This window comes from Pantoea sp. Fr-CA_6, from assembly GCF_024520895.1.
Lineage (GTDB): Bacteria > Pseudomonadota > Gammaproteobacteria > Enterobacterales > Enterobacteriaceae > Pantoea > Pantoea agglomerans.
This window is the reverse complement of the sequence record NZ_JALNPO010000004.1, coordinates 46,333-71,543: the sequence shown is the minus strand read 5'-3', so window position 1 is coordinate 71,543 and position 25,211 is coordinate 46,333. Positions and strand designations below refer to the sequence as shown.

The following is a 25,211-nucleotide window of genomic DNA, read 5'->3' as shown; positions in this document are numbered from 1 at the left end:
ATCCCAACTATCGGCTTAATACGTTCACCCACTTCTGGGTAGCGTTTTCCAGTAATCCGTAAATCTCTTCAAAGGCCTCACGGCTTTTTCTGTACGGATCCGCAATTTCTTTCTGATTGAGCCAGTGACCAAGCAGCATGGTTTTGCCACGCGCGGCCGGGTCGATGCGATTCACCTGTTCAATATGTCGCTTTTCCATCACCAGAATCAGGTCAACGTTGCGGCACATCTCTGCCGTCAACTGTTGCGCCTCATGTCCTTCCAGCGACAGACCCTGCGCAGCAGCGACTTCAGACGCCGTCTTGTCGGCCGGGTGGCCGACCAGCGCCCCCAGGCCGGCAGAGCGAACGTCTAAATCAGGCAGCGCACGTTTAAACAGGCGCTCTCCGGTAGGAGAGCGGCAGATGTTGCCAACGCAAACGACTAACACGGACTTAATCATGATGGGACCTTAATTACCCCAGGTACGGATACGCGATGCGGCCTGTGTTGCATCGTTGATACCTGCGATGGTCGGTATCAACTGCCCAATCACACGGTTCCAGCGCGTCAGCGGCGTAGAGGTGACATAAACGATGTCGTAAGGCTGGAGCTGGAAATCGGTTCCCATCACCATGGATGCCGCATCTTTGGTGTTCAACTGATAGATGTTGGCAATCTTGTTGCGATCGGTGCCGTGCAGTGGACGGATAACGAATACACCGGTGGCGTCAGAGGTGGTTTGATCCATCCCGGCCGCATTGCCCAGTGCTTCCGCCAGCGTCATGCCGCTACGGTCCATTTTCAGGGTAGTCTGCTGCTTCACTTCACCCATCACGAAGATTTTCAGATCATCGTTACGCGGAACGTAAAGAATATCGCCTGGATAGAGGAGGTGGTTCTGGCTCAGGTCACCATTCTGCATCAGTGCCTGCAGAGAGATGCGCTGTTCACGACCGTTGTGCGTCAGCACCACGTTGCGCCAGTCAGCATCAGCGGCCAGGCCGCCAGCGGCGTTGATCGCATCCAGCACCGTCAACGGAACGTTGGTGATGGGCTGCTGACCAGAAGTGGTCACTGAACCCGTCACATAGGTTTTCTGTGATTTGAACGAGGCGATGCTGACATCAACCTGTGGGCTTTCAATGTACTGAGCCAGACGACGTGACACTTCGTCACGCACTTCGCCGACGGTACGGCCCGCTACACGCACACGACCGATGTAGGGATAGAAAATGGTGCCGTCAGAATGCACCCAGTTACCGGTATCGCTGGCGCTACGGTACTGACCCGCTGGGGTGGTCAGTTCCGGGTGGTCCCAGACCGTTACGGTCAGGACATCGCCCACACCGATACGGTATTCGTAGTTCTGAATTTCGTTCTGCAGGGCAGGATTCGTCTGAGCCACCAGTGGCTTCGGACGCATCCTTTCAACCAGTGAAGGCGTTAACGGGAAGACGTTGACATATTTATCGATGTCAAAGTTGCTATCCTGCTGTTCAACAACATCTTTTCCTGATGTAGAAAGGTGAGAACCTGGTTCGATCGTACACCCGCTAAGGAATGTGGCGGATACCAGCAAGGGTATCAATTTCATTTTGATTGTAATCATTTAGATCTTCGCTATCAGTTATTTATTGATAGAGGCGAAACCGCCGCTGTGTAAGCGTCCAACAAAAAGTAAATCCTACCTGACTTAAGCACTGAACCTGTCGTTCATTATCCTTGCTCCACTTGTTATAAGTAGCGGCCATCTACCAGGGTGTACCCTGAACGCCACGCATCATAGCGGACTATGGATGCACAGCGATATCCCTGATGATGGCCACTATCAACGACACGCCTGACAACGGCAAAACACCTCTGAGCGCGCATTAACGCGCTCATTCCGACTCACGATTAATAGGCACCATCGCGTTTCAACACCACGCCCACTGTTTTAAACAGAATCGCGATGTCGTTCCACAGTGACCAGTTTTTCACGTACCACGAGTCGAAATAGACGCGGGTTTCATAGTCAACATCATTACGACCGCTGACCTGCCACAATCCCGTCATGCCTGGCTTTGCCATCAGGTAATAATCAACATCACCGGCATAACGACAGAGTTCATCTTCAATGACCGGACGCGGTCCGACCAGACTCATATCACCGCGCACCACGTTCCAGAGCTGAGGGAGCTCATCGAGGCTTGTTTTACGGATGAAGTGGCCCACTTTAGTAATACGTGGATCATTTTTGAGTTTGAAATCTTTATCCCATTCCGCACGGGCAATCGGATCAGTGCGCAGCACCTCTTCCAGCACTTCTTTTGAATTAATGACCATCGAGCGGAATTTCAGGCATTTGAATTTACGGCCATTCATTCCCACACGCTCGTGACCATAAATCGGCGGTCCACCGTCACGACCCACCAGGAAGCCCAGTACCAGCAGCGCTGGCATCAGCATCAGGATAATCGAGAGCGCACCCACGATATCGAATGCCCGCTTCAGGAAGCGCGACGTGCGTTTAGCCAGGTTGTTCTGAACCCGCAGGATCATCACTTCATGGCTGAAGATATAGGCCATGTCAGTACCGTAGAGCGGTACACCACGCAGGGTTGGGATCACTGACACTGAACGGCAGTTGTGCATCGCCAGCGATTTAAGCCAGACATCACGGTACTGACTCTGCTCATACTCAACCGCAACGATAAACTGCGTTTCGCTGTTGGTGAGGCTCCAGAGCTCCTGCTCGTCGCGCAGCACCGGCACGCCGTTCATGATCTCCTGCGGACAGGTTCCATCAACGTCATAGAAGGCGATAACGTCAAAACCCATGACCTCTTCGCTTTGCAGTGCCTGCCAGGCTTCGTGCGCATTTTTGCTGCTGCCGATAATAATGGTCTGTTTTTTCCACAAGCCATTTTTATTCAGCAGACGTTTAGAAAGCGCGCGGCAGGTCGGAATTAAAATCAGCGCCAGGATCCAGGTCAGTAACCAGACGAAACGCGACATCTGCCACTGCGACAGGGCGGTAATCGACAGGTCGATAACAGAAAATATAAGAATGGTACGAAAAACTTCTTTTAATTCGAACCAGAAAGGTTTGCGGTAAGTGTAGTGACGCAGCCTTACCCAGAACCAGCCAATACAAATTACCGACAGACAAATGTGTGTGGCAATTTTTAAATTCATTTCTTTTTCAGAAATATCTGCCAGCGGCGAATCTGACTGCAAATTAATTAGCATCATCGCCAAAAAGAACGCTGCGTTGAAACAAATTAAGTCTGAACATGCCAGCATTAATTTGGTAATAAGACTTTTAAACGTAAATTCTGTATCGCGCATATTTAACTCTTTATTTTATTTCCTTAAACCCGCAACGGCTATCGCCTGTTTAATCATTAAGCGACGAAACCTCTCCAGAGTGAGCCGTTTCTAAGGGGAGCTCCTGCGGCGTTTACGCCAATGATCTTAACCATGAAACCAATAATATCGTGATGAATACCAACAGATTACTCTGACTTAACCACCGCCAGCGCTGCTCACTTTATCAACAAAAACGCGATTCGGGCACGCTACCGCCCTTGGCTGTCGCTGCCAATATCGCTGTCATCATTCATAATGCTCCCCGTAATGTGTTAGCGTTACCGCAACGCATCATACAGACGTTCACAGGCGAATTACTCATTCGTGACATTGCGATTAATGTCGAATAGGTACGCAGATTACGACTCTGGGGCAGAGTTTGCTAACTTGTTGCTATACTAGTTATTACTGGCTTGTTTACAAGCAGGTCCCGCCATCCCTGGACTATTTTAGGAAAAAGACTACCAGCAATTAGTATTGAGGCCTGACGGGCAGTGCAATCCTTTCTTCACAATTCGGATTAATGCCATACTCCCGATGAGATAAATCGCATAAGCCCGACAGGTGAATATCTCTTTCCTGTCAGCCAATGACTAAGAATTATCTCTACTGAGCCCTGTGAAGTTAATCAAAGCGTCACACTATTATGTTCATATTTTGCACGATATAGCGCGGTTATCTGAGAACATGCCCCCTGCCCTGCCATTTGTACGTGGCTTCGCACTCCACTATCATCAGAGAAAACTCAATTTAAGACATTCAGGTGAACAACGCATGCTGGAGGTAATTGCAGATCCATCGCTATGGGCGGGATTAGTAACGCTAATCGTTCTGGAACTGGTTTTAGGCATCGACAATCTGATCTTCATCGCCATCCTGGTGGAGAAGCTTCCAGGGCCGCTTCGCGACCGCGCGCGCGTGATTGGACTGCTGCTGGCGTTATTGTGCCGATTATTGCTGCTGGCATCGCTTTCCTGGCTGGTTACGCTGAAAGAACCCTGGATTACGCTTATGGGCCATCCCTTCAGTGCGCGCGATTTACTGCTGCTGACAGGGGGGATTTTCCTGCTATTTAAAGCCACCACAGAGTTGAATGAGCGTCTTGAAGGGGATGATGAGGCGTCCGGTCAACAAAAAGGCGGCGCTAAATTCTGGCCGGTGGTGGCGCAAATCGTGGTGCTGGATGCCATCTTCTCGCTGGATGCGGTGATTACTGCCGTCGGCATGGTTAATGACTTACCGGTCATGATGATTGCGGTCACCATCGCCATTCTGCTGATGCTGCTCGCCAGCAAGCCGTTAACCCGCTTCGTGAACAACCATCCGACGATTGTGATCCTCTGCTTAAGCTTTCTGCTGATGATCGGCTTCAGCCTGGTGGCAGAAGGCTTTGGCTTTGTGATCCCCAAAGGCTACCTCTATGCGGCAATCGGCTTCTCGGTGGTCATTGAGGCACTGAACCAGCTGGCGCACTTTAATCGTCGTCGGGTGCTGTCGGCCGGTCGTCCGCTACGCCAGCGCACGGCGGAAGCGGTGTTACGCCTGCTGCGCGGCGCGGCAGAACCGGCGGAACTGGATGCGAAAACTTCGTCACTGATTGCTGACAGCGATGACAGCATGCTGTTTAACCGGCAGGAACGGGTGATGATTGCCCGCGTACTGGGCATGGGTCAGCGCCACATTAACAGCATCATGACCTCGCGCCACGACGTCGAACATATCGATCTCAGTGATGATCCGGCAGAGATTATGTCACGCCTCGACCGCAATCAGCACACACGAATACTGATCACGGATCACTCCAGCGAACCGCTGGGCGTGGTTCATGTTATCGATCTGCTGCACCAGTCACTGCACCACAATTCCCTCGATTTACGCGCCCTGATTCGACAGCCGCTGGTCTTTCCTGAGCGGCTGACGGTGCTGCAGGCGCTGGAACAGTTTCGTCAGGCCCATACTCACTTTGCCTTTGTGGTTGATGAGTTTGGTTCGGTGGAAGGCGTGGTGACGCTGAGCGATGTGATGGAGACCATCGCCGGCAATCTGCCGAATGAGGCGGGTGAAATCGATGCTCGCTACGATATACAGATTCAGGATGAAGGTCACTGGATTGCTAACGGTCATATGCCGCTGGAAGATCTGGCGCTCTATGTGAAATTGCCGCTCGATGAGCAGGGTGACTATCATACGCTGGCGGGATTACTGATGGATAAGCTGCAACACATCCCTCAGGAAGGCGAAGTGTTGCAACTGGGTGACTATCTGCTGCGAACGCTGCAGGTCGAAAATCATCGGGTGCAGAAAGTCGAGATCCTGCTGCAGCCCGATATCAGTTACGAGGTCTGAGTGGTTAGCTGGCAGAAGGGAATGCGCCCGCTACGGGCGCATGATTTTCTTCAGGTTCTCTTTGTTCTCGCCCTCTTTCTGGCGATCGATCCACTGATTCAGCCGTGATTTCGCCTCACTCTGCAGCCGGTTACGCAGAACGTCATCCACCGGCAGAGAGTATTGCAGGCTGTCCCAGCTACCATACATGCGCAGCGGAACCGGCTGACTGGAGAGCGCCTTCACCAGCGCATCATCGCCACGCCAGCCGCTGATTTTCAGCCCCAGGGTCATATCCAGCTGTTGCTGCACCATGTCAACTTTGCCCGCACCCTGCAGGCCCAGATTCTGTCCGTTGCCATTGATATCGCTGAAGCTGAGTACGCCCTTATTCAGCGCCACCTGTGCGCTAATCGACTCAATCCCCTCATCCACCGCCTGATCGCTGCTGACCTTATCGCTGACCCGCGCCACGGCACGCTGCACCATCTGCTGCAGATTCAGCTGTGCCAGCTTCAGGTTGCTGGCGCTGATGGTCGCCCTGCCCTGCCAGCGACGTTTGGCTGCTTCGACCGTCAGCGTATCACCCGACAGGTCGCCATCCAGACTCAGGTTCCCCTGCACACTTTCCGGCAGTTCAAACGCTTTAAGCAGCGGCTGAATCGCAATTAAACGGAGTTGGGGTTTAAGGCTGACCCGCGTCTCTGGCTGACGGATATCGATACTGCCGGGAATGGAGAAGCTGCCATTGCCCAGCTTGCCGCTGAGCGTCTTCAGCGTCATCACTCCCTGCTGATTGCTGGCGTTCACCGAAAGACTGGTCAGAGAGAGTCCGCGCCATACCGCATTGTCAGCCTGTAACTTCAGCGCCAGATCCAGATCATTCAGCGGAGAGTCGGCGTTGCTGCGTTCCCGCGGCGCAGCAATCACCGGCGAACGGGCCACGGTGGCGTGCTGCACGCCAGGTACGTCAGAGACGGACGCACTGGTGAGTAAATTATCGACGTTAAGGTTGCTGGCTTTCAGATCCAGCGCCAGCTGCTGCGGTGGCGCAATATGGCCACTGCCCTGCCCGGTCAGGGTGCTGTCATTGGCGGTGAGCTGCAGATTACTGAAGGAGAGCTGCTGGCGGTCACCATCCCACTCGCCCTGCAGGCTCAGAGAGCCTTTGATCCCCTGTGCCGGAATATCGGCGCCGGACAACGTGTAATCAAGCTGCTGCAACTGGCCGCTGAGGCGATGGGGATATTGCGCGGCATCCAGCTGGCCTTTGAGATTCAGTGTGGCGTTGCGCTGGTTGCGCATCAGCGTGGTGCTCAGCGACAGCGTCGCCAGCTTGTTCGCGTCCTGTTCCATATTAATGTTGAGGTCGCGGAAATTATATTCGTCGCCGCCTGGCTGCTGCCAGATCAACAGACTGTCTGCTACCCGCAGTTTAGCGATATCAAATGACCAGCCGCTGGAAGGCGAAGCCGGCTCCGCATCACGCGGACCCTGAGGCGCATTTCTGGCACGCTGCGCGCGGCTATCTGGCGTCACCCGCACTATCGCATTTTTCAGCATCACCTGGCTGACGCTGAGCTGATGGGATAACAGTGGCCAGAGATCAACATCCAGCCGCATGTTTTCCGCCGAGACCATCGGCTGGCTGGCACCCGGCGCGGTCAGGCTCATCCGGCCGGCCAGAATGCTGAGCTGAGGCCAGACGTGCCAGCGCAGATCGCTGCTGACCTCAAGGCGATAACCACTGCGTTGTTCGACCTGCTGCACCATATAGGCACGAAAGTCGTTGGGATTGACCAGCAGCACCAGCGCGCTCATTCCCGTTACGACCACCACTAACAGGATGGCCAGCGTGGTTATCACTCTTTTCATTACATCCTCAGATCAGTCTTTGTCGATACGGCTGGCATCAGCGCCCTGCTGACCGCGATATTTCGCATCTTCACGCCGGTTGTAGGGACGCGCAGCCGGGCCTGAAAGCGGTTCAAAACTCAGCGCGCCGATCAACATGCCGGGACGCAGAGCCAGCGGCAGTTTACCTGAATTGTAGAACTCCAGCACGATACGGCCCTGCCAGCCAGGATCGATGCGGTGAGCCGTAACGTGTACCATCAACCCAAGTCGCGCCAGCGATGAACGGCCATCCAGCCAGCCGACCAGATCGTCAGGCAGCGTCACGGACTCCAGCGTCACCGCCAGCGCAAGCTCTCCCGGATGGAGGAAAAAGGCTTCGCCATCAGGCAACACGATCTCATCGCTCATGACCCGATCCAGTGCCGCGCTCACTTCCTGTTTCGGGCCGCTCAGATCGATAAAGGCCGCGGTATGACCGCTGAAGGTGCGGAACTGATTACCCAGACGCACATCGACGGTGGCTCCGTTAATGCGCTCGACCGGCGGGCGTGGCTCAATGGCCAGTTTGCCATTGTCCAGCCAGGCTTCAATATCGCGATCGCATAATCTCATTGCGGTAACTCCATGGCATAAGTGTAGCAAACCGGCATGCGTGCCTGCCGCCGGTCTGCACCACGTCCGGACGGACGTGCGTTATTCAAAAAACTGGTTGATTTTCGCCTTGAGGATATCGATGGCGATACGGTTTTTTCCGCCGCGTGGCACAATGATATCGGCGTACTGTTTTGATGGCTCGATAAACTGCAGGAACATCGGACGCACGGTCTTCTGATACTGACTCATTACCGAATCCATTGAGCGGCCACGCTCATTGACGTCACGTTTCATACGACGCATCAGACAGATGTCGAGCGGCGTGTCCACGAAGATAGAGAAGTTGAGTTCCTGGCGCAGACGGGCATCGGTTAACAGCAGAATGCCTTCAAGGATGATGACCTTTTTTGCGCTCAGATGATGCGTTTGCTGGGTGCGGGTGTGCTCAACGTAGCTGTAGACCGGCAGCTCAATATCCTGACCGGCTTTGACCGCCTGCAGATGCTGCAACAGCAAATCATGATCCATCGCGCTCGGATGGTCATAATTGGTTTTAACCCTCTCTTCCATGGTGAGGTGACTTTGATCTTTGTAATAAGCATCTTCCGGGATGACCCCGATGTGCTCGCCACCTACCTGATCACGGATTTCACGATAGAGCGTGCTGGCAATTAAACTTTTACCGGATGCGGAAGCGCCGGCAATGCCTACAATCACGCACTGATGAGACTTGTCAGTCATACTTTTTTAAGACCTGATAACTGGAGCCTGCCACTGGTCACACATTACGCGGGCAGCGGACGGGCCGAAATGGAGAGGGTGTGTTCGCGCTAAGTATAGGGATTTCGGCCTTTTGATGCCAGAGAAATGGCGTCGGCGACTTTTCAGACTTTCTCCTTTGGACGCCACTCATTTCACCGATAAACTAACGGCACACCATACTATAAAAAAAATGGCCTGCGCGGCGCGCTGTTCAGACAACGCGTGTCGCTAACGTGACGACCGAAGATGCATCAGGAGTGGTATGCACTGGAAGACTTTGACCTATTTTGGCGACAGCATGCTGTTGATTCCAACAGCCGTGATTATTGCGCTGATTTTGCCGTGGAAGAGTGATAATCGTCATACGGTCTTTTACTGGATTGTGGCATTTGGCCTGGCTGGCCTGACCGTCAGCATCTCTAAAATTCTGTTTCTGGGGTTTGGCATCGGCAGCGCCCGCTTTAATTTTACCGGTTTCAGCGGCCATAGTGCCATGTCCGCCACGCTGTGGCCGGTCATGCTGTGGCTGATTTCCGGGCGCTGGTCCGCGATGTGGCGCATTGCGGCGATTGGGGTTGGTTATCTGATTCCCCTGATGGTCGGTTTCTCCCGCCTGGTCATCCACGCACACTCAAAAAGTGAGGTGGTCACCGGGCTGCTGCTGGGCTTCACGCTGAGCACGGCGTTTCTGATCTCCCAGCGTCGCACCTCGCTCAAAGGCTTCAGCTGGCCGCAGGTCGGTGCTGCGCTTTTAGTGCCGTTTGTATTGATGAGTCACGGTCGTGTCGCCACCACGCAGCAGTTCCTGGAGCGTTTCGCCGCCAGCCTTGCGGGCATGGAGAAACCCTATACCCGCGCCGATCTTTTCCGCCAGTAATCAACGTGCTGGCAATCAATCTTAGCGTGCCCGTCAATTCGCCGAATAACGGGCAATATTGATTTCACCCCTTTTTTCTTTGCCGGATGTGCTAGCATGCAGTGAGAGAATGACTGGTGCCTGATACGCCATTGTGGAGCGCTGCACCCTGCCGGAAGTCCGCATGACGATAGAGATCCTGTCCCCGCAAAATAGCACGCCAAACCGCTGGCTCTCGGCGCTGCTCCTTGGCTGCGTGGTGTTTGTCCTGACACTCTTCTGTCTGGAACTGATCGTCGTCAGCGGCAAAATCTCCCCGCTCTGGTTTCCGACTACGTTAATGACCGTCGTGGTTTTCCGCTGCCCGTCACGCCAGCTCCCGCTGCTGCTGACAGCCTGCGTGCTTGGCACCGCCGGGGCTAACGCCATCATCATCGGGCCTGCCCTCTCGAACATTAAATTCGCCCTGCTCAATCTTATCCAGGCCGGTGTGGGTGGCATGCTGCTGCGCGCCCTGCTGGATCGGCGCGCGCCGCTGGATTCACTGCATGACTGGGCACGGATGGTACTGTCGGTGGGCATCGTGACGCCGGTGCTCGGCGGCCTGCTGGCACTCTGGACGCTACAGGTCAGCGGCCACGCCTCGTTTCCCTTCTTTTATACCTGGGTGATCTCCGAAATCATCGGCATGCTGGTGTTAGGCCCGATGCTGTTACTTCTGCCGTGGCCGCTGCGTCGCACGGGGTTCAGCAATCTGCGCCTGGCCGAAGCTCTGCTGACGCTTCTTCTCACCCTCGGGGCCAGTTATCTGGCGCTGCGCTTTTTGCCGTGGCCCTTTACCTTTATCGTGGTGATCCTCTTCTGGTGCGCGGTCCGTCTGCCCAAGCTGCAGGCGTTCGTGCTGTTCTTCCTGAACGCCAGTTTTATCTCGATACTGCTCGCCTTTGATCTGGTCAGCGTGGTGAACAACAACAGCGCGCTGGGCCCGGTCTCCAGCTGGCTGCCGTTCCTGCTGGTGCTAATCCCCAGTCACATTATGTCGCTGGTGATGGATGCGTTCCGGCGCGAAAAGCTCCATATCACTGACAGTGAAACCCGCTTCCGTCACGCAATGGAGTACTCCGCCATTGGGATGGCGCTGGTGGCGCCCCACGGCATCTGGTTGCAGGTCAACCGCTCGCTGTGCCAGATCCTGGGCTACCCGGCTGAGGAGCTGAAGCGGCTGACTTTTCAGCAGATCACCCATCCCGACGATCTCAGCCTCGATTTGCAACATGCGAACCGACTGCTGGCGGGTGAGATTGATACCTACACCTTTGAGAAGCGCTATTTCCGCAAAGATGGCGAGATTGTCTGGGCGCGGCTGACGGTATCGCTGGTGCGCGACAGCAGCTATGCCCCGCTCTACTTTATTGCGCAGATTATCGATATCTCTGAGCTGAAGCAGAGCGAGCAGGTGAATCGCCGGCTGATGGAGCGTATTACGCTGGCCAACGAAGCGGGTGGCATTGGCGTATGGGAGTGGAACCTGCTGACCGGCGAGATGTTATGGGACAAGCGCATGTACGCGCTGTTTGGTCTTGCCCCGCATGAGTCACCCAGCTATGACCTCTGGATCCATCTGCTGCATCCCGCCGATCGCGAGTATGCCGCACTGACGGTGCAACAGGCGATTGAGCTTCGCAGCGCGTTTCACATGGAGTACCGCGTGGTCGATGACCAGGGACATCGCTGGGTGCGCACTCAGGCCAACCGGCTGCTAAGCAAAGAGGGGCGCATTGAGCGCATGCTGGGCATCTGTCAGGACATCACGCCGCTACGCAATCTTAACGAGGCGCTGTTTCAGGAGAAAGAGCGCATGGCGATCACCCTGGATTCGATCGGCGAAGCGGTCATCAGCACCGATAAAGAGATGCGCGTTGCCTTTATGAACCCGGTGGCGGAAAAAATGAGTGGCTGGTCGCAGGAGCAGGCCGCCGGTCAGCCGCTGAGTGAGCTGCTGCATATCACGCAGGGACGTAACGGCCCTGAGGTAGAGAGTTTGCTGTTATGCCAGCTGCCGCCGGAAAAAGTCACCCCCGGTCTCGCTGAAGATCTGGTGCTGCATACCCCGGACGGCGGCCATATCGATATTCACTACAGCATCACGCCGCTGCGTTCGGAAGCGGGTCTGGAACAGGGGGCGGTGATGGTCATTCAGGATGTGAGTGAGTCACGCAAACTGATGAAGCGCCTGAGCTACAGCGCGCTGCATGACACCCTGACCCGTCTGCCTAACCGCGCCAGCTTCGAACTTCAGCTTAAGCGTCTGCTGTTTGATGCCGCTGAACATCAGCATCAGCATGTGCTGGTGTTTATCGACCTTGATAAGTTTAAAGCGGTCAATGACAGCGCCGGGCATGCTGCAGGCGATGCGTTACTGCGCGAACTCTCCGATCTGATGCAGCACCCTCTGCGCAGCAGCGATTTCCTTGCGCGACTGGGCGGTGATGAGTTTGCACTACTGATGCCCGATTGCGATATCGCACAGGCACATAATGTGGTGCAGCGCATTGTCGCCGCGGTAAATGATTACCGGTTCCAGTGGCTGGGACGCCTCTATCAGGTCGGTGCCAGCGCGGGCGTGACGCAGATTTCAGCAGAAAACTGTCAGAGCAGCGACGTGCTTTCGCAGGCGGACATCGCCTGTTACAACGCCAAACGCAGCGGGCGCGGACGGCTGGTGGTCTACGAACAGCATCGCTTACCGCTGTCGGGCAACCATCAGGGCATGGATGCGGCGATGATTGATGCGCTGCAGATCGAACTGCCCGCCTGGGCCGTTGCCCCGCCAAAAACGCCGCAGGCAGCCTTTATCTGGCTGCTTGAGGTGCAGCTGTTAACCGCTGACGGATTGCTGCTGGATGAGACACTGCTGCGCAATAACCTGCCTGATGAAACGCTGCGTCGCCGGCTGGATAACAATATTGTTGAGGCTTTTTTCCGCCACGACGTGCAGCGGCTCAATAACAAAGGCATTCCGGTGATTCTGCCGCTTAATGCCCAGGTGCTGAGTGATGCCGCCTTTGTGCAGCAACTCTGCCAGCGCTTTGTTGCCGCCGGTCTCTCCAGCAGCGGCTGTGGTTTTGCTTTCCCTGCCGCCAGCGTGCTGAGCCAGGGCGATCAGCTCTATGCCGCGCTGCTGCAACTGCGCCAGTGCGGCTGCCGTATCGTATTGCAGCATTTTGGCCGTAATCTGGATGCCTTCAATCTGCTGAGTGACGAGGTGGTCGATTATCTGGTGCTGGCGCCTGAACTGGTTGCCAACGTTCACAATAATCTGATGGATGAGATGCTGCTGACCATCATTCAGGGCCAGGCAACACAGCGCAATATCTCGGTGCTGGCCGGTCCGGTTTCGGTACCGGCCCTGCTCAGCACCCTGGCTAACCTTGATGTTAATGGCGTCTGGGGCAGTGCCGTGGCTGAGCGCCAGCCGTTGCGTTCACTGGCTGAAGATCACATCTTCGCTATTCGTTAATTCCGGCGCTGCCCGCTTGCCACCCTGCTGAAGCTGCGCTAAAGTCGCCCCCTTTTTTCCGGCATGGGGGCGAAAATGTTCATAGGATTCGATTACGGCACGGCTAACTGCTCTATTGCAGTCAGCGAAAATGGCACGCCACGTCTGTTAACGCTGGAAAATGATCAGCGCCTGCTGCCGTCGATGATCTGTGCGCCGACCCGCGAGTCGATCAGCGAATGGCTCTATCGTCATCATCAGGTCGCGACACCTGACAGCGAAACCACGGCGCTGCTGCAGCGCGCGCTGCGATATAACCGCGAAGAAGATATCGACGTCCAGCCCAATAGCGTGCAGTTTGGCCTCACCGCGCTGCAGCACTATATGGTCGATCCCGAAGATGTCTGGTTCGTTAAATCCCCCAAATCGTTCCTCGGTGCTACTGGCCTGAAGCCACAGCAGATTGCCCTGTTTGAAGATCTGGTCTGCGCCATGATGCTGCACATCCGCAAGCAGGGTGAAAGCCAGCTTGATCAGGCTATCGATCAGGCGGTAATCGGCCGACCGGTCAACTTCCAGGGTTTAGGCAGTGAAGAGTCTAACCAGCAGGCTGAAGGTATTCTGCTGCGCGCCGCTCACCGCGCCGGTTTCCGCGACGTGGAGTTTCAGTTCGAACCGGTGGCGGCCGGACTCGATTTCGAAGCCACGCTGCAGCAGGAGACGCGGGTACTGGTGGTGGATATTGGCGGTGGTACTACCGACTGCTCAATGTTGCTGATGGGGCCGAAGTGGCGTGATAAAGCTGACCGCCGTGAAAGCCTGCTGGGCCACAGCGGTTGCCGCGTCGGCGGTAACGACCTGGACATCATGCTGACGTTTAAGACCCTGATGCCGCTACTCGGTCTGGGCGGTAACACCCAGAAAGGCACCGCCCTGCCTGCGCTGCCGTGGTGGAATGCGATCGCCATCAATGATGTGCCGGCACAAAGTGACTTTTACAGTCCCGCCTGCGGAAAGTGGCTGCGGGATTTAGTGCGTGATGCGGAACAGGGTGACGTAGTGGCTCGCCTGCTGAAAGTGTGGCAGCAGAAGCTCAGTTATCGCCTGGTGCGCGCAGCGGAAGAGAGCAAGATTGCGCTGTCAGCCAGCCCGGCGCATACCGCTTCCCTGGACTTTATTGCCGCCGCATTAGAGACAGAGATTGGCGTGGATCAGCTGCAGGACGCCATCAGTCAGCCGCTGGAGAAAATTCTGGAACAGGTGCAGCTGGCATTAGCCACCAGCCAGATTAAGCCTGATGTGATTTACCTGACCGGCGGCAGTGCGCGTTCGCCGTTGCTGCGCGCGGCGCTGCAGCAGACGCTGCCGGATACACCGATTGCGGGCGGCGATGATTTCGCCTCCGTCACCGCAGGGCTGGCCCGCTGGGCGGAAGTGATGTTCCGCTAGGCTTGCACTGCGATAACAAAAACGGTACCTGAGGGTGTAATGCCAGTCAGTTAAGCGACAGGTGATAACGCAGTCTGGTGCCGGGCCTGCTCTGAAACTTCAGTGTGTATTGTTAAAAAGGGCACGAGAGTGGAGGCCTGAGCGCCTCTGCTGCTGAAAGGGCTATCCGCAGCGCTGAGGCGTGACGGCGGGCCGATCCCCGAACGGTTCGTCGGCACGACGTCAAAGCTGAAGGTACCGCGCGAGCGGCGCGAGGACGGCCCGGCAGCAGCAGAGGTGCTCAGGCCCGCACTGCGGCTCGCTCGCCCGGAAAATCAGAAGGCGATATTGGCGCTGATACCGCCGATAAACGCATCTTTCACTTCACTGACTGCGCCAGGGGCAACCACATACTGCAGGTTAGGACGCAGTGACATCCAGTTAGTTACTTTAGCGTTGTAGTAAACCTCATAGTTGTACTCTGAACCTTCCTGAATCGGCAGATAGGTCGGGCTGTCAAAGCGGCTCTCGCCATTAGCCTGATTCTGCTGACGCAGTGAGCGGGTATAGTCGCTGTTCACATGAATACGTGACGCGCCCACGCCGATCTCATCCTGAGGACGGGCATCAAACGGTCCTGTCCAGGTAAACGCAATAGACTGATAGTTGTCGGTCTTTGAGGTCTTGTGATCGTTCATCACCGCCTGCACCCGCACACCCAGACCGCGATTCACATCGCCATCCTGCGCGGTCAGCTGTTGCTGTAACAGCAGATAGCCGCCATAGGAATGGGCCTGATCCTGATAGCCGCCGTTGCGCCAGCTGCCATAAACATCGCCATCCACCGAGGAATAGTAATAGCCGATGCGGTAGTTACCCGGTAATTTCTCCGGCCCGAAGGTTGGTTTCCAGCCCAGTTCGACCGGCACCAGATTCCCTTCTGAATTGCTGGTATCCAGACGGAAACCATCACCGCGATCGTAGTTAGCGCGGTTCTGATTATAGAAACCGACCTGGAAGAAAACGTCCGGCGTGATATTGAATTTCACCCGGCCGCCCCACTGCGACACAGGCCAGTTAAACCAGCGATCGCCGCGCCAGTTACCCGCCTGCCCGCTGCCCAGCGCCAGGTTCTGGAACAGATTGCCATCGAAGTTATCGAAGTCTTCCCCTACCGTCACCCGCCCGGCTTTCACATCGACCACATCGTTAAACAATCCTTTGCGCAACCAGAACTGGGTCAGACGCCAGGTCTGGCCGCGACCGTAAACCTCCTGCACCGAGGAGAGCATACCGGTGCGTTGATCCGCGACCTGTTCAGAAAGATTCTGTCCGTTACGACTGGTCACGGTCATCTGGAACTCGGCATCCTGCCAGTCCAGCAGCTTCTGCAGATCGAAATTGGTACCAAACGACCACTGATCGCTGTAGCGCATGGTGGTATTGGTATCCGCCCCGCCGCCTAAATTCGCGGCGCTTTCCATGGTGTAGTTAACGTCAAACTTAATGCCGTCGTCCTGCAGCTGCGTTCGGTACCCGCCCCAGTCACCAAACATCCATTCGGAGTCCGGGCTCAGGGCGTCAGCGGCCAACGCCTGCGCGGAAAACATGGCCAGGATTAGGGTGCCGGTTGCCACACGGCGCAGCGGGAAACGCTGCTCTGCTTTTCTGTTTTTCATCTTGCTTATTCTTATGTAAGTTACGGAAAATGACGCGCAGAGGATAGTGCTGGATAACCTCTGTTTTTTGTAAATACGTGCGCATAATTACCCGTAACATCCGTTTATTAACGCATTTGTGATCGGGATCGCTGATTGGTTATTCTCTGGGCGGGGTGCCAATTTTTTGACAGGTGTAGCGTAAAAAGGGGCGCTATCGCCCCTTGTGTTTACTGGCTTGCCTGATTCAGTTGTTCAATCTGCGCCGGGGTCAGCGTCAGCTGCATCGCGCCAGTCAGATCGTCGAGCTGTTTCAGCGAGGTGGCACTGACAATGGGTGCGGTGATGCCGGGACGGGCGATCAGCCAGGCCAGCGCCACCTGCGTCGGCGTCACCTGATGCGCTTCGCTGATAGCGTCCAGTGCGTCCAGGATCCGCAAACCGCGCGGGTTAAGGTATTTATCTACGACACCCTGACCGCGCGCGCTTTTACCGGCATCCGCCGCCTCGCGGTATTTGCCACTGAGAAAGCCGCTGGCGAGTGAATAGTAGTTAATAACGCCCAGCCCCTGCGCCATCACCACCGGCTCCAGCTCCGATTCATAGGGCTGGCGGTCATAAAGATTGTATTCAGGTTGCAGGGTTTCATAGCGCGCCAGCCCCTGCGTTTCACTGGCCTGCAACGCCTCCTGCAGCCGTGCCGCGCTGTAATTGGAAGCACCAATCGCCCGCACTTTGCCCTCTCTGATCAGGCTGTCAAAGGCGCTCAGGGTTTCTGCCAGCGGCGTATCCTGATCGTCGCGGTGCGCCTGGTAGAGATCGATATAGTCGGTCTGCAACCGGCGCAGTGAATCTTCAACTGCCTGACGGATATATTGCGGTTTCAGCCCGGTTTTCTCCGGCGACAATTCCATGCCGACCTTGGTTGCCAGCACGATCTGGTCGCGTTTGCCGCTTTTTTTCAGCCATTCACCCATAATGGTTTCCGATTCACCGCCTTTATTGCCCGGTGCCCAGCGGGAATAGACGTCGGCGGTATCGATAAACCACAGGCCTCGATCCACCAGCGCATCCAGCAGAGAAAAGGAGGTGGTTTGATCCACTGTCCAGCCAAACACGTTGCCGCCAAACGTCAGCAACGGCACCGCGATACCACTGTCACCCAACTGCCGGGTTTGATTCTGACTCATTTCCTGCTCCTTATTTGCCTGAAAAAACCGTCTGTCTTTCAGCATAGCAAAGTGATTTCACGGCTTTATGACGATTGTGATGCGATTAATGAAAGAACAGGCATAATTACCCCGCCCTGACAGATATCCTTATTTCCTTCAACTTCTGCCCGTCAGAGGCGGCTACACTCTGTCGTTTGCAGGCTACCCATTTGATGCCTGCGCCTGGGACTACGTCACTGCTGGAGAGCACCAACAATCATGAGCACCCGACATCCTGTTATGAAGAAAACCCTTATCGTGCTGGCCCTGATCGCCGTGGCCGCTGGCGGCTATTATGCCTGGCAGCGCCATGCCCAGCCGCAGAGCAGCAGTCAGAGTGACGCACCTGCGCCACGTGGCGGCAAAGGCGGCGGTGACGGTGCCCGTCGTCCCCTCGCGCCGGTTCAGGCCGCTACGGCCACCAGCCAGAGCGTGCCGCACTATCTGAGTGGACTGGGTACAGTGACCGCGGCTAACACGGCCACGGTGCGCAGCCGGGTCAATGGCGATCTGCTGGCAATCCACTTCACTGAAGGCCAGCAGGTGAAAGCGGGCGAGCTACTGGCAGAAGTCGACCCGCGGCCTTATCAGGTGGCGTTAACGCAGGCGCAGGGCCAGTTGGCGAAAGATCAGGCGACGCTGGCCAACGCCCGTCGTGACCTGGCGCGCTTCGAGAAGCTGGCAAAAACCTCGCTGGTGTCGCAACAGGAGCTGGATACCCAGCGCTCACTGGTCAGTGAAACGCTCGGCACGCTGAAAGCGGATGAGGGAAGCGTCGCCAGTGCGCAACTCAATCTTACCTACAGCCGGATCACCGCGCCGATTGCCGGCCGGGTCGGGCTGAAACAGGTGGACGTCGGCAACTATGTCACCAGCGGCGACACTACCGGTATCGTGGTGATCACCCAGACGCACCCGATTGATGTGGTCTTTACCCTGGCTGAGAACAGCATCAGTTCTATTCTCAAGGCGCAGAAAAGCGGTGAATCGCTGCTGGTGGAGGCCTGGGATCGCAGTAATCAGAATCTGATCGCCAGCGGCAAACTGCTGAGCCTCGATAACCAGATTGATGTCACCACCGGCACCATCAAAATCAAAGCGCGTTTTGATAATCAGGACGACACGCTGTTCCCCAATCAGTTCGTGAATGTGCGGCTGAAGGTCAACACCCTGCAGGATGCGATTGTTATCCCACCTGCCGCGCTGCAGATGGGCAACGAAGGCAACTTTGTCTGGGTGGTTAACAGCGACAACAAGGTCAGCAAGAAAAGCGTGATTGCCGGCTTGCAGGATAGCGAGAAAGTGGTGGTCAGCGCCGGTCTGGAGGCGGGTGAACGCGTCGTGACCGATGGTCTGGATCGCCTGACGGAAGGCGCAAAAGTCGAGGTGGTCGCGCCGCAGAGCAACGCACCGCGCGCTACCCGCACCACCCTTCCGTCAAAAGGAGAGCGTGAGTAATGCAGGTCATGCCTCCCGATCACAGTGGCGGACCGTCACGCCAGTTTATCCTGCGGCCGGTCGCCACCACGCTGTTGATGATTGCGATCCTGCTGGCCGGGGTGCTGGGCTACCGCTTCCTGCCGGTCTCGGCGCTGCCGGAAGTCGACTATCCGACGATCCAGGTCGTCACGCTCTATCCGGGTGCCAGCCCGGATGTGGTCACCTCCTCCATCACCGCGCCCCTTGAGCGCCAGTTTGGTCAGATGTCTGGCCTGAAACAGATGGCGTCGCAAAGCTCCGGCGGTGCCTCGGTGGTGACGCTGCAGTTCCAGCTGACGCTGCCGCTGGATGTGGCAGAGCAGGAGGTGCAGGCTGCCATTAACTCCGCCACTAACCTGCTGCCCAACGACCTGCCTAATCCGCCGGTCTACAGCAAAGTGAATCCTGCCGATCCACCGATCATGACGCTTGCCGTCACCACGCGCAGCATGCCGCTGACGCAGGTGCAGGACATGGTGGAAACGCGGGTGGCGCAGAAAATCTCTCAGGTCAGCGGCGTCGGACTGGTCACGCTATCGGGCGGTCAGCGTCCTGCGGTGCGGGTGAAAATGAATGCGCAGGCGCTGGCTGCGCTGGGTCTGACCAGCGAAACAGTGCGGACCGCCATCAGCAATGCCAACGTTAACTCCGCCAAAGGCAGCCTGGATGGTCCGACCCGCTCAGTTACCCTGTCAGCCAATGATCAGATGAAATCAGCGGAGGATTATCGCCAGCTGATTATCAGCTACAAAAACGGCGCACCGGTGCGCCTTGGCGACGTGGCGACCATAGAACAGGGAGCAGAAAACAGCTGGCTTGGCGCCTGGGCCAACCGCGATGCGGCGATTGTGCTCAACGTTCAGCGTCAGCCTGGTGCCAATATCATCGCCACAGCAGATAATATCCGTGCCATGTTGCCTGCCCTGACCGCAGCCCTGCCGAAGTCGGTGGAGGTTAAACTGCTCACCGACCGCACCACCAATATTCGTGCTTCGGTCAACGACACGCAGTATGAGCTGATGCTGGCGATGGCGCTGGTGGTCATGATTATCTATCTGTTTCTGCGCAACGTGCCCGCCACGCTGATCCCGGCGGTTGCGGTGCCTCTGTCACTGATCGGCACCTTCGCGGCGATGTACTTCCTCGGCTTTTCAATTAACAACCTGACGCTGATGGCGCTGACCATCGCCACCGGCTTTGTGGTCGATGATGCCATCGTGGTGATTGAGAACATCTCACGCTATATCGAGAAAGGGGAAAAGCCGCTCACCGCCGCGCTGAAAGGTGCCGGCGAGATCGGCTTTACCATCATCTCCCTCACCTTCTCGCTGATTGCGGTCCTGATCCCGCTGCTGTTTATGGGCGACGTGATCGGCCGTCTGTTCCGCGAATTTGCCGTGACGCTGGCGGTGGCGATCCTGATTTCAGCGGTGGTCTCACTGACCCTGACGCCGATGATGTGTGCCAGGATGCTGAGCGCGGAGTCGCTGCGCAAACAGAACCGCTTTTCGCGGGCCAGCGAAGCGATGTTTGATCGTATCGTGGCCGCCTATGGCCGCGGCCTGAAACGGGTACTCAATCATCCCTGGCTCACGCTGTCGGTGGCGCTTGGCACCCTGGTGCTGACGCTGTTGCTATGGATGATCATCCCGAAAGGCTTTTTCCCGCAGCAGGACAACAGCATTATTCAGGGCACGCTGCAGGCACCGCAGTCGGTCTCCTATGCCAGCATGGCGCAGCGCACCCGCGACGTCGCCTCCATCATCATGAAAGATCCGGCAGTGGAGAGCATGACTTCGTTTGTCGGCGTGGATGGCACCAATGCCTCGCTGAATAGCGCGCGTCTGCAGATCAACCTCAAACCGCTGGATCAACGCGACGACCGCATTCCTGCTATTCAGCAGCGCCTGCAACAGCAGGTCAGTGAGGTACCGGGCGTGCAGCTGTGGCTGCAGGCGGTGCAGGATCTCACCATCGATACCCAGGCGAGCCGCACGCCCTATCAGTTCACGCTGCAATCGGGTTCACTGTCGTCGCTCAGCACCTGGGTTCCGGCGCTGCTGACCCGTCTCAGTACCCTGCCACAGCTGCGCGATGTCAGCAGTGACTGGCAGGATCAGGGACTGGAAGCCTATGTCAAAGTGGACCGCGACAGCGCCAGCCGCCTCGGCATCAGCATGGCGGATGTCGATAACGCGCTGTACAACGCCTTTGGTCAGCGGCTCATCTCCACCATTTATACCCAGGCGAACCAGTATCGGGTGGTGCTGGAGCAGGATAATAGTGCCACTCCAGGCATGGAGAGCCTGGAGGCGATTCGCCTTAACAGCAGCGACGGCGGCAGCGTACCGCTGAGCGCCATTGCCCGCATTGAACAGCGCAACACGCCGCTCAGCATTAATCATCTCGACCAGTTCCCGTCGGCGACCTTCTCCTTCAACGTGGCTGACGGCTATTCGCTGGAAGATGCGGTGAAAGCGGTGTCGCAGGCTGAAGCCGAGCTTGGCATGCCCGCAGAGCTGATGACGCAGTTCCAGGGCAGCACGCTGGCCTTTGAAGCGGCGCTGAGCAGCACCGTCTGGCTGATTGTGGCGGCCATTGTGGCGATGTACATCGTGCTGGGCGTGCTTTATGAGAGCTTTATTCACCCCATCACGATTCTCTCAACGCTGCCCACGGCGGGTGTCGGCGCGCTGCTGGCGCTGATGCTCAGCGGCAATGAGCTGGATATCGTGGCGATAATCGGCATCATCCTGCTGATCGGCATCGTGAAAAAGAACGCCATCATGATGATCGACTTTGCGCTGGCGGCCGAACGTGAACAGGGTATGAAGCCTGTTGATGCCATCTATCAGGCCTGCCTGCTGCGCTTCCGCCCGATTCTGATGACCACGCTGGCCGCCCTGCTCGGCGCGCTGCCGCTGATGCTCAGCACCGGCGTCGGTGCCGAACTGCGTCATCCGCTGGGGATTGCCATGGTCGGCGGGCTGATTCTGAGCCAGGTGCTGACCCTGTTTACCACCCCGGTGATCTACCTGCTGTTTGATCGACTGGCGCACGCCACCCGCCGCCGCTTTGCCCGCACGGAGGCCGCAGAGTGAAGTTCTTTGCCCTGTTCATCAACCGGCCCGTCGCCACCACGCTGCTGACGCTGGCCATCGCACTGGCGGGGATGCTGGGTTTCCGGCTGCTGCCGGTGGCGCCGCTGCCGCAGGTTGATTTTCCGGTGATCGTTATCTCGGCTTCGCTGCCGGGTGCCGCGCCGGAGATCATGGCGTCGTCGGTGGCCACGCCGCTGGAGCGTTCACTGGGACGCATCGCGGGCGTCAGTGAAATGACCTCAACCAGTTCGCTGGGCAGCACCCGCATCATTCTGGTGTTTGATTTTGATCGCGACATCAACGGAGCCGCGCGCGATGTCCAGGCCGCGATTAACGCGGCGCAAAGCCTGCTGCCTACCGGGATGCCGTCGCGCCCGACCTATCGCAAAGTGAACCCTTCAGATGCGCCGATTATGATCATGACGCTGACTTCGGATACCTATAATCCGGGTCAGCTCTACGATTACGCCTCGACCCAGCTGGCGCAGAAACTGTCACAGATTGAGGGCGTGGGCGACGTCACCGTGGGTGGCAGCTCGCTGCCTGCGGTCCGCGTGGCCCTGAATCCACAGGCGCTGTTTAATCAGGGCGTCTCGCTGGATGCAGTGCGCACCGCCATTTCCAACGCCAATCAGCGACGGCCGCAGGGCGCACTGGATGATTCGCAGCAGCGCTGGCAGTTGCGTACCAATGACGCGCTGCAAACCGCCAGTGAGTATCAGCCGCTGATAGTGCATTACAACAACGGCGCGGCGGTCAGGCTGTCGGATGTGGCGACAGTCGAAGATTCAGTGCAGGACGTACGCAACGCCGGGATGTCGCGCGGTAAACCGGCGGTGCTGCTGCTGATCCGCAAAACGCCTGAAGCCAACGTCATCGATACGGTGGACCGCATCCGCGCCGAAATGCCGCTGCTGCATGAGGTGATCCCGGCCGCCATCGATCTGCAGATCGCTCAGGATCGCTCACCCACCATTCGCGCCTCGCTGCATGAGGTGGAGCAGTCGCTGGTGATCGCCGTGGCGCTGGTGATTCTGGTGGTGTTTGTTTTCCTGCGATCGGGCCGCGCCACGCTGATCCCGGCCGTTGCGGTGCCGGTTTCGCTGATCGGCACCTTTGCCGCGATGTACCTGTGCGGCTTCAGCCTCAACAATCTGTCGCTGATGGCGCTGACCATCGCCACCGGCTTTGTGGTGGATGATGCGATTGTGGTGCTGGAGAACATTGCCCGACACGTGGAAGCGGGCATGAAGCCGCTGGCTGCCGCGCTGAAAGGGGTGCGGGAAGTTGGTTTTACCGTGTTGTCGATGAGCCTGTCACTGATTGCCGTGTTCCTGCCGCTGCTGATGATTGGCGGACTGATTGGCCGCTTCTTCTCAGAATTTGCCATTACGCTGTCGGTGGCTATCGTCATCTCGCTGTTTATCTCGGTCACCCTGACGCCGGTGATGTGCGCCTATCTGCTGAAGCCGCACGCGCCGCGCAGTCAGCCGCGCCAGCGCGGCGCGGGCCGGCTGCTGATGGCGATTCAGCAGGGCTATGGTCGCTCGCTTAACGTGGTACTGAACCATGCGCGCTGGGTGATGGTGCTGTTTTTCGCCACCATCGTCCTGACCGGCTGGCTGTTTGTTCATATTCCAAAAACCTTTATGCCGGAGCAGGATACCGGACGACTTTCCGGTTTCATCTCTGCCGACCAGAGCATTTCGTTTCAGGCGATGCGCAGTAAGCTGCAGGATTTTATGGAGATCGTCGGGGCCGATCCGGCGGTAGAGAGCGTGGTGGGCTTCACCGGCGGGATGCGTACCAACAGCGGCTCCATGTTTATCTCGCTGAAGCCGCTGTCGGAGCGGAAAGAGAGCGCAGTGGAGATTATCGCCCGCCTGCGCAATAAGCTGGCGAAAGAACCCGGGGCGAGTCTCTATCTGAATGCGGTGCAGGATCTGCGCGTCGGCGGTCGGGAATCGAATGCCGGTTATCAATATTCCCTGCTGTCGGACGACCTTAACGCCCTGCGTGAGTGGGAGCCAAAAATCCGTCAGGCGTTCTCTGCCCTGCCACAGCTGGCGGATGTGAACTCCGATCAGCAGGATAAAGGCAGCGAGATGGCGCTGACCTATGACCGGGAAAGCATGGCGCGGCTTGGCATTGATGTCTCTCAGGCCAATGCCCTGCTGAATAACGCCTTTGGTCAGCGTCAGATCTCCACCATCTATCAGCCGCTTAACCAGTACAAAGTGGTGATGGAGGTCGATCCGCGCTACACCCAGGATATCAGCGCCCTTTCGCAGATGTTTGTAATAAACAGCGAAGGTAAAGCGATTCCGCTGTCGTGGTTCGCCCACTGGCAGCCCGCGAATGCGCCGCTCTCGGTCAATCATGAAGGGCTGTCTGCCGCCTCGACCATCTCATTTAACCTGCCGGAAGGGGTGTCGCTGTCGCAGGCGTCGGAGGCGATTGAACGCACCATGACCGCGATTGGCGTGCCCTCCAGCGTGCGCGGCAGCTTTGCCGGTACGGCGCAGGTGTTTCAGCAGTCGCAAAGCAATCAGCTCTGGCTGATGCTGGCGGCGATTGCGGCAGTCTATATCGTGCTGGGGATCCTCTATGAGAGCTATGTCCATCCGCTGACGATCCTCTCTACCCTGCCCTCGGCGGGTGTCGGTGCACTGCTGGCGCTGGAGCTGTTCGATACGCCCTTCAGCCTGATTGCGCTGATCGGTATTCTGCTGCTGATCGGTATCGTGAAAAAGAACGCCATCATGATGGTCGATTTTGCGCTGGAGGCAGAGCGCAACGGCCAGCTCAGCGCGCGCGAGGCGATTTTCCAGGCGTGCCTGTTGCGCTTCCGGCCGATTATGATGACGACGCTGGCGGCGCTGTTTGGCGCGCTGCCGCTGGTGCTGACCAGCGGCGACGGCGCAGAGCTGCGTCAGCCGCTGGGGATTACCATTGCCGGCGGGCTGGTGATGAGCCAGTTGCTGACGCTCTACACCACGCCGGTGGTCTATTTAATGATGGATAAATTGCGCCGTAAAAAACGCCCGCTGGCCGCCGCGCAGCAGCCGTAACAGGTATGGCGGCAGCAGGCATCGGACGTGACGCCTT

Annotated in this window: 15 protein-coding genes; 7 read left to right on the top strand and 8 right to left on the bottom strand. The window is 57.1% G+C overall.

Annotation, left to right across the window (positions count from 1 at the left end; all coding sequences use genetic code 11):
* Positions 1 to 7: 7 nt before the first annotated feature.
* The 3 genes from NR201_RS08905 to wbaP form a co-directional block, all read right to left on the bottom strand.
* The gene (locus tag NR201_RS08905; RefSeq protein WP_010248142.1) at positions 8 to 442 is read right to left on the bottom strand and encodes a protein-tyrosine-phosphatase; all 435 of its coding nucleotides are present in this window, start codon (positions 440 to 442) and stop codon (positions 8 to 10) included.
* Between the two features lie 9 nt (positions 443 to 451).
* Complete coding sequence (locus NR201_RS08900; RefSeq protein ID WP_010248145.1) at positions 452 to 1,591, bottom strand: polysaccharide export protein; 1,140 nt, start codon at positions 1,589 to 1,591, stop codon at positions 452 to 454.
* 287 nt (positions 1,592 to 1,878) lie between these two features.
* Positions 1,879 to 3,312, bottom strand: coding sequence for an undecaprenyl-phosphate galactose phosphotransferase WbaP (gene wbaP / locus NR201_RS08895; RefSeq protein ID WP_010248148.1), 1,434 nt, complete (start codon positions 3,310 to 3,312; stop codon positions 1,879 to 1,881).
* A 795-nt stretch (positions 3,313 to 4,107) separates the two neighbouring features.
* Here wbaP and NR201_RS08890 point away from each other — a divergent pair.
* Complete coding sequence (locus tag NR201_RS08890) at positions 4,108 to 5,679, top strand: TerC family protein (RefSeq protein WP_010248151.1); 1,572 nt, start codon at positions 4,108 to 4,110, stop codon at positions 5,677 to 5,679.
* A gap of 30 nt (positions 5,680 to 5,709) precedes the next feature.
* Here NR201_RS08890 and asmA read toward each other — a convergent pair whose 3' ends face one another.
* The 3 genes from asmA to udk all read right to left on the bottom strand — a co-directional run bounded on the left by asmA (position 5,710) and on the right by udk (position 8,850).
* Positions 5,710 to 7,533 carry an outer membrane assembly protein AsmA gene (asmA, locus tag NR201_RS08885; protein ID WP_187510646.1) on the bottom strand — a complete coding sequence of 608 codons (1,824 nt, stop codon included), beginning with the start codon at positions 7,531 to 7,533 and terminating at the stop codon, positions 5,710 to 5,712.
* Positions 7,534 to 7,545: 12 nt separating this feature from the next.
* Positions 7,546 to 8,127 carry a dCTP deaminase gene (gene dcd, locus NR201_RS08880; RefSeq protein WP_004571280.1) on the bottom strand — a complete coding sequence of 194 codons (582 nt, stop codon included), beginning with the start codon at positions 8,125 to 8,127 and terminating at the stop codon, positions 7,546 to 7,548.
* 81 nt (positions 8,128 to 8,208) lie between these two features.
* Complete coding sequence (gene udk / locus NR201_RS08875) at positions 8,209 to 8,850, bottom strand: uridine kinase (protein WP_010670982.1); 642 nt, start codon at positions 8,848 to 8,850, stop codon at positions 8,209 to 8,211.
* Between the two features lie 283 nt (positions 8,851 to 9,133).
* Between udk and NR201_RS08870 the strand changes: the two genes are divergently transcribed.
* From NR201_RS08870 to yegD, 3 genes are all read left to right on the top strand, one after another.
* Positions 9,134 to 9,748: a phosphatase PAP2 family protein gene (locus tag NR201_RS08870; protein ID WP_010248160.1), complete on the top strand. Its 615-nt coding sequence runs from the start codon at positions 9,134 to 9,136 to the stop codon at positions 9,746 to 9,748.
* Positions 9,749 to 9,911: 163 nt separating this feature from the next.
* Positions 9,912 to 13,247 carry a diguanylate cyclase gene (locus tag NR201_RS08865; RefSeq protein ID WP_256849671.1) on the top strand — a complete coding sequence of 1,112 codons (3,336 nt, stop codon included), beginning with the start codon at positions 9,912 to 9,914 and terminating at the stop codon, positions 13,245 to 13,247.
* Between the two features lie 75 nt (positions 13,248 to 13,322).
* Entirely contained in the window at positions 13,323 to 14,675 is a 1,353-nt protein-coding gene (gene yegD, locus NR201_RS08860) for a molecular chaperone (protein ID WP_010248167.1), read from the top strand.
* A 314-nt stretch (positions 14,676 to 14,989) separates the two neighbouring features.
* Here the strand turns inward: yegD and NR201_RS08855 are convergent, their stop codons facing one another.
* Both NR201_RS08855 and NR201_RS08850 read right to left on the bottom strand, forming a co-directional pair.
* The gene (locus NR201_RS08855; RefSeq protein WP_033778772.1) at positions 14,990 to 16,333 is read right to left on the bottom strand and encodes a carbohydrate porin; all 1,344 of its coding nucleotides are present in this window, start codon (positions 16,331 to 16,333) and stop codon (positions 14,990 to 14,992) included.
* 209 nt (positions 16,334 to 16,542) lie between these two features.
* Complete coding sequence (locus NR201_RS08850) at positions 16,543 to 17,502, bottom strand: aldo/keto reductase (protein ID WP_256849670.1); 960 nt, start codon at positions 17,500 to 17,502, stop codon at positions 16,543 to 16,545.
* Between the two features lie 240 nt (positions 17,503 to 17,742).
* Between NR201_RS08850 and NR201_RS08845 the strand changes: the two genes are divergently transcribed.
* From NR201_RS08845 to mdtC, 3 genes are read left to right on the top strand one after another with little or no spacing between them, the layout of a single operon-like run.
* Positions 17,743 to 18,981 carry an MdtA/MuxA family multidrug efflux RND transporter periplasmic adaptor subunit gene (locus NR201_RS08845; RefSeq protein ID WP_256849669.1) on the top strand — a complete coding sequence of 413 codons (1,239 nt, stop codon included), beginning with the start codon at positions 17,743 to 17,745 and terminating at the stop codon, positions 18,979 to 18,981.
* Positions 18,981 to 22,103, top strand: a complete 3,123-nt coding sequence (locus NR201_RS08840) for an MdtB/MuxB family multidrug efflux RND transporter permease subunit (protein ID WP_033788263.1) — start codon at positions 18,981 to 18,983, stop codon at positions 22,101 to 22,103. Before NR201_RS08845 ends, NR201_RS08840 begins: the two co-directional genes overlap by 1 nt.
* The gene (gene mdtC, locus NR201_RS08835) at positions 22,100 to 25,174 is read left to right on the top strand and encodes a multidrug efflux RND transporter permease subunit MdtC (protein ID WP_010670987.1); all 3,075 of its coding nucleotides are present in this window, start codon (positions 22,100 to 22,102) and stop codon (positions 25,172 to 25,174) included. The genes NR201_RS08840 and mdtC overlap by 4 nt, the downstream gene beginning before the upstream one ends.
* Positions 25,175 to 25,211: the final 37 nt, after the last annotated feature.

Coding starts and splice junctions, on each gene's coding strand:
- NR201_RS08905 (WP_010248142.1), bottom strand. CDS start 442: ATGATTAAGTCCGTGTTAGTCGTTTGCGTTGGCAACATCTGCCGCTCT.
- NR201_RS08900 (WP_010248145.1), bottom strand. CDS start 1,591: ATGATTACAATCAAAATGAAATTGATACCCTTGCTGGTATCCGCCACA.
- wbaP (WP_010248148.1), bottom strand. CDS start 3,312: ATGCGCGATACAGAATTTACGTTTAAAAGTCTTATTACCAAATTAATG.
- NR201_RS08890 (WP_010248151.1), top strand. CDS start 4,108: ATGCTGGAGGTAATTGCAGATCCATCGCTATGGGCGGGATTAGTAACG.
- asmA (WP_187510646.1), bottom strand. CDS start 7,533: ATGAAAAGAGTGATAACCACGCTGGCCATCCTGTTAGTGGTGGTCGTA.
- dcd (WP_004571280.1), bottom strand. CDS start 8,127: ATGAGATTATGCGATCGCGATATTGAAGCCTGGCTGGACAATGGCAAA.
- udk (WP_010670982.1), bottom strand. CDS start 8,850: ATGACTGACAAGTCTCATCAGTGCGTGATTGTAGGCATTGCCGGCGCT.
- NR201_RS08870 (WP_010248160.1), top strand. CDS start 9,134: ATGCACTGGAAGACTTTGACCTATTTTGGCGACAGCATGCTGTTGATT.
- NR201_RS08865 (WP_256849671.1), top strand. CDS start 9,912: ATGACGATAGAGATCCTGTCCCCGCAAAATAGCACGCCAAACCGCTGG.
- yegD (WP_010248167.1), top strand. CDS start 13,323: ATGTTCATAGGATTCGATTACGGCACGGCTAACTGCTCTATTGCAGTC.
- NR201_RS08855 (WP_033778772.1), bottom strand. CDS start 16,333: ATGAAAAACAGAAAAGCAGAGCAGCGTTTCCCGCTGCGCCGTGTGGCA.
- NR201_RS08850 (WP_256849670.1), bottom strand. CDS start 17,502: ATGAGTCAGAATCAAACCCGGCAGTTGGGTGACAGTGGTATCGCGGTG.
- NR201_RS08845 (WP_256849669.1), top strand. CDS start 17,743: ATGAGCACCCGACATCCTGTTATGAAGAAAACCCTTATCGTGCTGGCC.
- NR201_RS08840 (WP_033788263.1), top strand. CDS start 18,981: ATGCAGGTCATGCCTCCCGATCACAGTGGCGGACCGTCACGCCAGTTT.